The sequence below is a fragment of the Aeromonas sp. QDB25 genome (genome assembly GCF_027707725.1).
GTDB lineage: Bacteria > Pseudomonadota > Gammaproteobacteria > Enterobacterales > Aeromonadaceae > Aeromonas > Aeromonas caviae.
In genome coordinates this window covers 39,601-48,761 of the sequence record NZ_JAPCIZ010000030.1, presented here as the reverse complement: position 1 = coordinate 48,761, position 9,161 = coordinate 39,601, and the positions used below count along the sequence as shown (strand labels likewise).

The window sequence follows — 9,161 nt, the reverse complement described above, 5'->3', positions numbered from 1 at the left end:
CCGCTGCCCACAGGAGTGGTTGAGGGCCGTGGTCAGGGCGTGCATCGAGAAGACAGATTATCCCATCCCGGCAGAACTGATGCCGTCAACCCCGTCCTGGTGAATAGATACAGAAAAATAACCGGACGAAAGAGAGGATATATTTGGGGGCTGAGGCGTGACGCCCCAAAAATAACCCCCCCCCGACAGCACACTCACGGAGGTGAATTTATTCTCGGGGAGAAGGGTCTGGCTACAGTCTATTTTCCCAGGTTTTCAACCAGGCCAGCGCCGCCACTTCAGGCTCATCTTCTACCGTCGCATCGATTTCCAGGTGCACAACCAGTGGCTCGGCAGCCAGCTCCTGCAACAGGGCATCCAGCGATCGCCCCGCTCCGCAGAAGTGTTCATAGCTGCTGTCTCCCATGGCGATGAGGGCATAGCGCCATCCCTTCATATAAGGAGCACGATCGGCCAGAGCACTGGCAAAGGACTGCAAATTGGGCGGTATATCCCCCTGCCCCGTGGTGGCGGTCACGATGAGCAGAACGCGGGAGGCATCGATGTCGGTCAGCGCCGCGTCATCGAAGATCTGGCAGACATGGCCATCGGCTTGCAGGTGGTCACAGAGGGTCTCGGCCACCAGCATGGCAGAGCCGTAGACGGTGCCGACCAGGATGTCGATCTCGGCCATCAGCGACTCCTCAGGGACAGACATTGGGCCCGGCAAGACCGGGATGGGTAGGAAGAGCCCCCCTGAACAGGCGGGGGGCACGCGATTGCGCAGGCGATATCTCGTTGAGCCATAAGTCATTCCTCTGACGTACCTGGGCTACAGCATGCCACAGCCCGGTCAGAGGCAACAGATGGAAAGAGGCTCAGGCGCCGTAGTCTTGCTCGCTGGCAGGCCAGCCCAGACGGGCGAACAGACCCAGCACCTCGGGGCCCAGGGGCGCCTGGATCCGCATCGGCACCTTGAGCACCGGATGCTCGAAGCTCAGACGGTGCGCGATCAGCAGCAGGCGGTCGCACCCGTAGTGCTCGCGAAAGAAGCGGTTGTGTCGGCCATCCCCGTGGGTGGTATCACCGACGATGGGGTGGAACAGGTGATCCAGATGGCGGCGCAGCTGGTGCTTGCGCCCCGTCTTGGGAAAGAGGCGGACCAGGCTGTAGCGACTGGTGGGATGCTTCTTGGAGACGGCGAAGGGCAACTCGACCTGATGCAGACGACGAAACGCGGTCACCGCCTCCTGGGCGGGGCGATCCGGGTCGCTGAAGGCATCGGCAATCTTGTCCAGCTGCTCCTTGAGCGGATAGTCGATGAGCCCCTCTTCGGGGGCCCATCCCCGCACCAGTGCCAGGTACTCCTTGTGGATCTGACGGGCAGCAAAGGCCTCGGTCAGGGTACGGGCCACGGCAGGATCGAGAGCAAACAGCAGCACACCCGAAGTGGGCCTGTCCAGTCGGTGCACGGGGTAGACATGACGACCCCCGATCAGATCCCGGGTCATCTGCATGGCGAAACGGGTTTCGGCCTTGTCGAGCCAACTGCGGTGCACCAGGAGACCGGACGGTTTGTTCACCGCCACCAGCCAGTCATCCTGATAGAGCAGAGTTGGCTGCAAGGCATCCGCTGTCCGGGTCTGCTCGTCCATCATTGTTCGACCACTTTGCCGGAGAGCAGCAGATCGAAACGGGCGATCAGACGAAGCAGGGCCTCGACCTCCGCCAGCTCCTCTTTATAGACCTCACTTGCCATGGGATAGAGGGAGACGCTGGTCGGCAGCGGAGCCTGCAGCAGCACCAGTTGCTCCATACGCGGGATCAGCACGAACTGCAGCCATTGATCGAAACTCAGGGTATCGACACAAAACGGCAGCTCGCTTGCCAGCGCCTCGCTCCCCGGATGGTCGGCTTGCCAGCGTTCCAGACGTTGCAACTCGGCAGTCAGCTCTCCCAGCAGACCGGCAACCAGCAGATATTGATTCATCTCGCTCACTTCCTCATCGCGGGCCCGGTCTGCGACGGGGCCCCACTCAATACGGCCATCAAAAAGGGGCGCTACTATACACCGACCCCGCAATGGCTGCCATGTTACCGTCACCTTCATACCCTGCATCACCGCCTCTGGCTATCTGGTGCAGCCCCCTTATAATCGCCCGCATTATCTTCAAGCGGGATCTCTTCATGTCTTCCATCAACACCCTGACCGAGTTTCTGACCCAGGCCGATACCCAGTTCCAGCTGTTCGATCTGGGCCGCCAGGTGCGCCCGCTCCCCAGCGACCTCTTCGTGCGCATCGAGCAGCAGCAGGAGCCCTACCCCTGGCCGTTACAGCAGCACGCCTGGCTCGGCGTGCACTTCTTCCAGCCAACCGAATCCAGGCACTACCTCTGGTTCCTCAAGTTCGCCCTCGATGAACGCGGCCTGCTCATCTCCAGCGGCCCCAAGCATTTCATGGATCAGGTGGTAGAGACTCTGGGCTACAAGCTCACCGGTGAACTGGACGAAGAGAAGGCCCAGCGTCTGGCGGACAACCCCTACACCTTCCGTCCGGCCGAGGCCAAGATGGCCAGTGTGCACGCCAAGCTGGCCCGCCAGCTGGAACAAGCCCCTTCCGCTTACTACGAGGCCCTCTGCCACTATCTGGCGGCGCCGGGGGAAGAGGGGTGGCAGGCACTGGGACTGCAAGGGTTTGCAGATCTCGCGGAGCGGCTGCAGGTTGAACGCAACCTGGCACTGGTCTGCAAGGCCTTGCCCATGCTGCCGCAGGCCCCTCTTTACGCCCTGTGCCAGAGCCTGGAGAACGCCCCCCTGCCCCCTGCCCTGCAAGGCGCATTGCTGGAGCGCATCGGCAAGGAGCAGGAGTGCGCCGAGCCTGACCCCGAAACCCTGGCCTATCTGTGCCGGGCACTGGCCTCCTGCCCGGGCAACGGACTGCGCACCAACAAGCTGTTGACCCTGCTGCAAACCCGGCCAAGTCCCTCCCTGCTCCTCGCCATCGCTGGCCGCCTCTGGCCCGATCTGAAACACCCCGAACTGCTCGGCCTGTTTCTGGAGCAGCTCGCCCTGCAACCCACCCAGTTCTTCAACCAGGTATTTGCCGAGCTCGTCACGCTACCGGCCTTGCGCAATGATATGCTGGCAAAACTGCGTGACCCCGAACGCAGCGAGGCCTTGGGTCTGGCCATCGGTCGCCTGTTCGCTGCCACCTAGGCCCGGCACGACGGCCCTGTTGCCTGGGGTGAACAGGGCCCCACACATATCACAGAAGGAACCCGCTGATGGGAGAAATGCTTGGGATCTTGCTGCTCGGCCTCGTTGGCTGGGCCTTCTGGCAACAGCGCCGCCAGGCGGAGCTGGCCTGGCAATACATGCGCCGCTACTGCCAGCACCACGACCTGCAACTGCTGTCGCTGGCGCGGACACACCGCGCCCTGGGGCACAAGCCCCTGCGCCTGCTCACCTACTACCAGTTCGAGTTCTCCAGCGACGGAGAGAGCTATTATCAGGGACAGCTCTGCATGCAGGGGCTGCATGTCGCCGGTGTCGAACTGCCACCCCATCGTCTCCCCTCCTAGATTTGAGAGCACGGGGGCTGGCTATACTCTTCCACAGCCCCCTTCCAAGGAGTACCGACATGGAATTGCTCACCCATGACATGGCCGCCCTGTTTGCCCAGCTGGGGCTGGCCAGTGACGACATCAGCCAGCAGCGTTTTATCCGCGACCATCCCATCGATCGCCATACCCAGTTACCCGACGCGCCGTTCTGGACTCCTTCCCAGGCAGACTTTCTGCGCGATGCCCTCAGCCACGACGCCGACTGGGCGGAAGCCATCGACCAACTGGACGTGATGCTGCGCCAGGGGACCTGATCCCCCCACTCCCGGCGGCCAGCGTTGGGTAGACGCGGAGCCGCCAATCCCCTCCCTCCATCGCCCAGGCGCCCCTCCCTCTCGCCACCCACGCCCTTCGCTCCGCTTTCCTGATGGACAGGCTTTGATTAAGCTCTGTGCCACTATCCACCCGCAGCAAGACGGCCGTGCAGGAGCCAAGATGTCAGCCCAAGAGATCATCCAGATAGCCAACGAACTCAGTGCCAGGGGGATCACCCCCTCTACCGCCATGGTCAAGGCCCGCCTCAGCCATCCCGTGCCCATGGCCGAGCTGCTCAAGGTGTTGAGCCAGTGGAAGCAACAACCCCAGCCCGCGGCGACAGCGCCCGCCCCCGCCAGTGCCCCCGAGGCGTCCCCCTTGGCCACGGAAAGCGTCACTCTTCAGCAACTGAGCGAACAGCTCGCCCGGCTGGAGCAGAAGGTCGATCGCCTCACCGATCTGCTGCTCAACCAGAAGCCGGATTGACCCATCGCCATGTATATCCTCGAACTCACCTTTGAGTGCTACCGCGATACCTCCCTCGGGGAGGCCGAACGGGCCATCGTCCACTACCTCGACATGCTGCGCTATCAGGGTCAGATCCTGGGGCGGGAGTTTCCCACCAGCATGCACGAAGGCTATTTCGTCAGCCGGGTGGTCTGCACGGAGCAGGACAGCCTGCACCCTGACAACCAGAGCGAGCTGGTCGCCCTTGCCGAGCAAGGTCTGCACCAGGCGGGCCTGCTCACCCCCAAACTCCACCTGCAAGGGGCGGATCTGCTCTCGGACAGCACGGACCCGTGCGCAGAGCAGGGGGAGCGTCCCAGCTGGATGCTGCTCTACACCAGCTTCCTGCACAGTTGCTCTCCCCTGCGCTGTGGCGATCACTTCGCCCCCATCCCGCTCTATCGGCTGCCCGCCGTCGCCAACGGTGACCACAAGCAGATCATCAAGTGGCAGGAAGATTGGGAGGCCTGCGATCAGTTGCAGATGAACGGCTCCATTGCCGAGCACGCCGCCCTGCACGAAATCGGCGAGGTGGGCAGCCGCCTTCATCGCCGGGGCAGCGATCTCGCCAGACGGCTGGAGCTCCTGAGCGGCATTCCCACCTATTACTATCTCTACCGGGTAGGCGGCCTGAGCGCCGCCGAAGAGCGGGCTCGCCCCTGCCCTGGCTGTGGTGGTCCATGGGCGCTGGCCGCCCCCCTGCACGAGATCTTCGACTTCAGGTGCGAGCCTTGCAGGCTGGTCTCCAACCTCTCCTGGGACTTCAAGGAGTAGGAGCCTACCGCGCACAATGGCGCAATAAAATGGCACCATAAAAAGAGAGGGCCTTGCCAGGTGGCAAGGCCCTCTCTTTTGGAGCATCACTGGGGCAAGGTTTCCAGTCGCGCCAGAAAGGCCGGCAACGAGGGGGCCAGCGTCAGGCGCCGTCCGGAGTCCAGCCACTCCAGCCACACCTGGCCGCTCTCGTTATCGAGGGACACCAGCGTCATCTCGTTGCGGGTCGTGGCAATGAAGAGTGAAGGGGATCGCTTCAACTTGCGCAGCATCAGCAGGTGGCCGATGAGGTTCTCCTTGAGCAGATCCAGATCGGCATCGTTCCACGGCAGGATGAGTTCGATGCGCAGCCCCTTGAAAGAGCAGGGCAGAGGGCGGCTGAACCAGTGGCCAAACAGGGCGATGGCGCTGGGATGCAGCGTCAGCTCCAGGGCGTTCGCCATGGCCGTGAAGTCGGCTGCCTGCTCCCGCTGGAACGGACGCCAGGCTACCCGACCCTCCCTGGGTTCATCCAGCTCGCAAGGAGAGCGCCAGTCGGCCTCCCAGTCACACAGGGGCAGCCCCCGCCTTCCTTCGCCATCGCGCTGCCAGCGTAAAAAGAACTGCTCCAGGGCAGACAGGACTTGATCCGACATCGATATTCCCCACAATAGCGGCCTCTGATGGCCGCAAGTACCTGATCGAAAAATCGGGCCATTGCACCATCAAACCCTTTATCAGACAAGCGTGAGCAAACCAGCATGAGCAAACAAGAGAGATACGCCGGCGCCAGTGCGCTGCAAGGCCTGAGCCTGGGGCAGCAGTCAGCCTACATCAGCCAGTACACCCCGAGTCTGCTGCAGCCCGTGCCACGCAGCCTGAACCGCGACGATCTTGGCCTGAGAGGTGAACTGCCCTTCCAGGGGAGCGACGTCTGGACCCTGTATGAACTCTCCTGGCTCAATGCCAAAGGCAAGCCCGTGGTTGCCATCGGGGAGGTCTTTGTGCCGGCCACCAGCCCGAATCTCATCGAGTCCAAGTCGTTCAAGCTTTACCTGAACTCCTTCAACCAGACCCGTTGCGACTCCCTGGAGGCGGTGCAAGCGCTGCTGGTTCAGGACCTGAGTGGCTGCGCTGGTGCCCCGGTGAGCGTCACCCTCTTCACCCTCGACCAGGCCACCCACCAGATAGCCCAGCTGCCCGGTGAGTGCATCGACAACCTGGATATCGAGGTGGATGGCTACGAGTTTGACGAGACCCTGCTGCAAGGGGCCGCCGGTCGCGAGATCGTGGAGGAGACCCTGCACAGCCACCTGCTCAAGTCCAACTGCCTAGTGACCAGCCAGCCGGACTGGGGATCCGTGGTGATCCACTATCGCGGCCCGCGCCTCGACCGGGAGAAGCTGTTGCGCTACCTCATCTCGTTCCGCCAGCACAACGAGTTCCACGAGCAGTGCATCGAGCGCATCTTTACCGATCTCAAACACTTCTGCGCCCCGGAACAACTGACCGTCCATGCCCGTTACACCCGCCGCGGCGGCCTGGACATCAACCCTTTCCGCAGCGACTGGGAGCCGGTTCCGGCGAACCTGCGCCTCATTCGCCAGTAATCACCGGCGCCGCCATCCTGCGGGCTGCGGCCCGCTGCGCATCACCTCAGTAAACTCTGGACGGGCGGGGGTGGGCTTGGATAACATGCCTGCACCTCCGTGCCGTTCTTAATCCAATGAATCAACTGTTTTTTCTGGCAATGATGATGTCCTCCTTGTCGGCTCCTGATCTGGATCTGGCCAAGGAGCAGTTGTCCATCGACCTGCAGCAGGCCCAGACCCTGGTGCTGACCGATCCCGCCAGATGTGCCCAGATTGCCACCTCCTTCCTCGAACGCACGGCCAACAATCCCAAGCAGATCATCAGCAACCGTCAGGAGTACGGCTATCGCGAGCCGATGCTGAACTACGGTACCGCCACCCAGACCACGGGCGCCTATCTGCTCAAGGGGGAGTGTCTGCAGCAGCTAGGGCAGTTCACCCAGGCACAGGAGTCCTTTGAGCAGGGCATCGCCATGGCCGAGAAAGAGCAGCAGTTCGAGCTGCAGGCCCATGGGCTCTATCTGCTGGTTCGAAGCCGCAATCTGCAACAGCATACCCATGGCGCCGCGTCCCCCCTGCTCGACAAACTCGACAAACTGCTGGCCAATCCCGACCTCAAGGAGAGCCAGTTGCAGGTCTACAGCCGTCTGCTACGCGTCAACGCCAGCGTAGAGGAGCGGCAATTCGATCTCGCCAAACAGCAGCTGGCCGAGACCCGCAAATGGGCGGAACACGCCAAACAGCCTCTGGCCAGGGCCTGGACCAGCGCCGTGGGCGGGGATCTCTATCAGGCGCTGGGTCAGCCCCAGCTTGCACTGGGGGAATACATCGAAGCACAACAGCAAGCCAAACCCCTGCAGGATCCCCTCTTCCTCGGCCTGCTCTCGAACCAGATGGTCAGCCTCTATCAGGAAGAGCAGGAGCCACAAAAAGCGCTGCAATACGCCAGCGAGGCGGCCAACTATTTTCATGCCCTCGGCAATTCCTCCATGCTGAGCGACGCCCTGATCGTGCTCGCCCGTCTCAACCGGGATCAGGGCGAGATGAACATGGCGCTGGTCTATTTCTTCAATGCTCTCGACCTGCTGGACGAGAGCAGCAACCGCACCCGCATCGCCCATCTCAAGTTCGAGATAGGCAAGACCTACCTGCAGACCGGCAACCTCAACCTGGCGCGAAACTACCTGAACGCCGCACGCCAGTCCCATGAGCTGGGGGATGACAAGGAGTCGCTCATCGACACCCTGCTGTTGCTGGGAGAGCTGCACCTCAAGCAGCAGGAGGCGGGCATCGCCATCCTGCAGTTGGAGAACGCTCTCACCCTGGCCAACCGGATTGGGGACATCCGGCGCCAATTCGAGATCTTCCGCCTGCTCTCCGTCGCCTATGAGCAGAAGGGTTACCTCCAGCAGGCCCTGGAGAGCTACAAGAATTACCACCAGCGCAGCGAACTGGTTCGCCAGCAACAGCTGGCGCTGGAGCAGGAGGCGGTGCGCGACAACTACGCCCAGGTGGAGCGTGTGCAACAGGTCAAGGAGCTGGAACAGCAACTCGACGTCAGCCAGCACCAGCAGGAGCGATACCTCTGGACCAGCGTCAGCACCGGGCTGCTGCTGGCACTCTTCATCTATTTGTTTTTCACCCTCTGGCTGAAACTGCGGGTCGCGCGCCTTCATGCCAAACAGCTGGGAGAAGCCCTGCTGGTAGAGCCGCGCAGCGGCCTGGCCAACTGGCAGCGACTGATGAGCCGCTGGCCGCGGGAGATGGCCAAGCGCCAGCAAAAATCCGAGCGCTGGTACCTGAGCGAACGCCCCACCAGCGAATTTGACGACAAGCTGCACTACCTGCTGTTCCGGGTTCCCTTCCTGATCAACAGCCTGGAGCAGCACGGCTATCAGGTCAGCCGCGAGATAGAGCAGGCCTTCGGCCGTTACGTCAACGAACTGACCCCGCAGGATGGCCGCATCTACGACCTGCGCGAAGGCCACCTGCTCTATGTGGTGCCCCAGCGCCACGTGGCCCAGTTGCATCAGCTGGCCCAGACCCTGCTCGACACCCTGGCAGCCTTCCCCTGCGAGCACCCGCTGGACAGGTGCATCAGCCTCGGCATCGTCAGTCATCCCTTCCTGCCCAAGGCGGCCATGGCCCTCGATCACCACGGCCTGTTCGATCTCTGCTACCTGGCCCTCTCGGGTGCCATTCAGCTCAGCGAAAAATGCCAGCAGAGCGTCTGGCTTGAGCTGGCCGCCATCGATTGCCAGCAGGCCGCATTTTTTAACGGAGATGTGTGGCAATGCTGCTTGATGGCAATTGACAAGGGACTGGTAAAAGTAAATTCTTCTCATGAAAAGCAATGGGTTAACTGGCTTGCGCTTTCACGGATGAAGGTTGCGGACAATCCTTGACAAAAAGGTACTCAACGGGGTCTTTGATTGGCTTTCTGTTGCTGGAC

The 9,161-nt window shown here is 62.0% G+C and carries 11 protein-coding genes; 7 read left to right on the top strand and 4 right to left on the bottom strand.

Translation table 11 applies throughout. The features are described from left to right. Positions 1-232: 232 nt before the first annotated feature. From PG883_RS12345 to PG883_RS12335, 3 genes are all read right to left on the bottom strand, one after another. Entirely contained in the window at positions 233-673 is a 441-nt protein-coding gene (locus tag PG883_RS12345) for a flavodoxin (protein WP_043152293.1), read from the bottom strand. A gap of 184 nt (positions 674-857) precedes the next feature. Next, complete coding sequence (gene truC, locus PG883_RS12340) at positions 858-1,634, bottom strand: tRNA pseudouridine(65) synthase TruC (RefSeq protein WP_373870915.1); 777 nt, start codon at positions 1,632-1,634, stop codon at positions 858-860. Then, positions 1,634-1,969 (bottom strand): YqcC family protein, encoded by a 336-nt coding sequence (locus tag PG883_RS12335; RefSeq protein ID WP_010673392.1) that lies wholly within the window; start codon positions 1,967-1,969, stop codon positions 1,634-1,636. Before PG883_RS12335 ends, truC begins: the two co-directional genes overlap by 1 nt. A 197-nt stretch (positions 1,970-2,166) precedes the next feature. On the opposite strand from PG883_RS12335, the gene PG883_RS12330 reads away from it, so the two are divergent. From PG883_RS12330 to PG883_RS12310, 5 genes are all read left to right on the top strand, one after another. Then, entirely contained in the window at positions 2,167-3,195 is a 1,029-nt protein-coding gene (locus PG883_RS12330) for a DUF3549 family protein (protein ID WP_039039422.1), read from the top strand. Between the two features lie 68 nt (positions 3,196-3,263). Continuing rightward, the gene (locus PG883_RS12325; RefSeq protein WP_010673390.1) at positions 3,264-3,560 is read left to right on the top strand and encodes a DUF3301 domain-containing protein; all 297 of its coding nucleotides are present in this window, start codon (positions 3,264-3,266) and stop codon (positions 3,558-3,560) included. Positions 3,561-3,619: 59 nt separating this feature from the next. Continuing rightward, entirely contained in the window at positions 3,620-3,856 is a 237-nt protein-coding gene (locus PG883_RS12320; RefSeq protein ID WP_010673389.1) for a DUF2789 domain-containing protein, read from the top strand. A 181-nt stretch (positions 3,857-4,037) separates the two neighbouring features. Further along, complete coding sequence (locus PG883_RS12315; RefSeq protein ID WP_010673388.1) at positions 4,038-4,343, top strand: DNA-binding protein; 306 nt, start codon at positions 4,038-4,040, stop codon at positions 4,341-4,343. A gap of 9 nt (positions 4,344-4,352) precedes the next feature. Next, the gene (locus PG883_RS12310; protein ID WP_010673387.1) at positions 4,353-5,138 is read left to right on the top strand and encodes a Zn-ribbon-containing protein; all 786 of its coding nucleotides are present in this window, start codon (positions 4,353-4,355) and stop codon (positions 5,136-5,138) included. A gap of 86 nt (positions 5,139-5,224) precedes the next feature. On the opposite strand, the gene syd is transcribed toward PG883_RS12310, so the two are convergent. Next, a complete protein-coding gene (syd, locus tag PG883_RS12305) occupies positions 5,225-5,773 on the bottom strand; it encodes a SecY-interacting protein (RefSeq protein WP_010673386.1) in 549 nt (182 codons plus the stop codon). Between the two features lie 105 nt (positions 5,774-5,878). Between syd and queF the strand changes: the two genes are divergently transcribed. After that, complete coding sequence (gene queF / locus PG883_RS12300) at positions 5,879-6,727, top strand: NADPH-dependent 7-cyano-7-deazaguanine reductase QueF (protein ID WP_043152474.1); 849 nt, start codon at positions 5,879-5,881, stop codon at positions 6,725-6,727. Between the two features lie 116 nt (positions 6,728-6,843). Continuing rightward, positions 6,844-9,114, top strand: a complete 2,271-nt coding sequence (locus PG883_RS12295; protein ID WP_043152477.1) for a hypothetical protein — start codon at positions 6,844-6,846, stop codon at positions 9,112-9,114. Positions 9,115-9,161 lie beyond the last annotated feature (47 nt).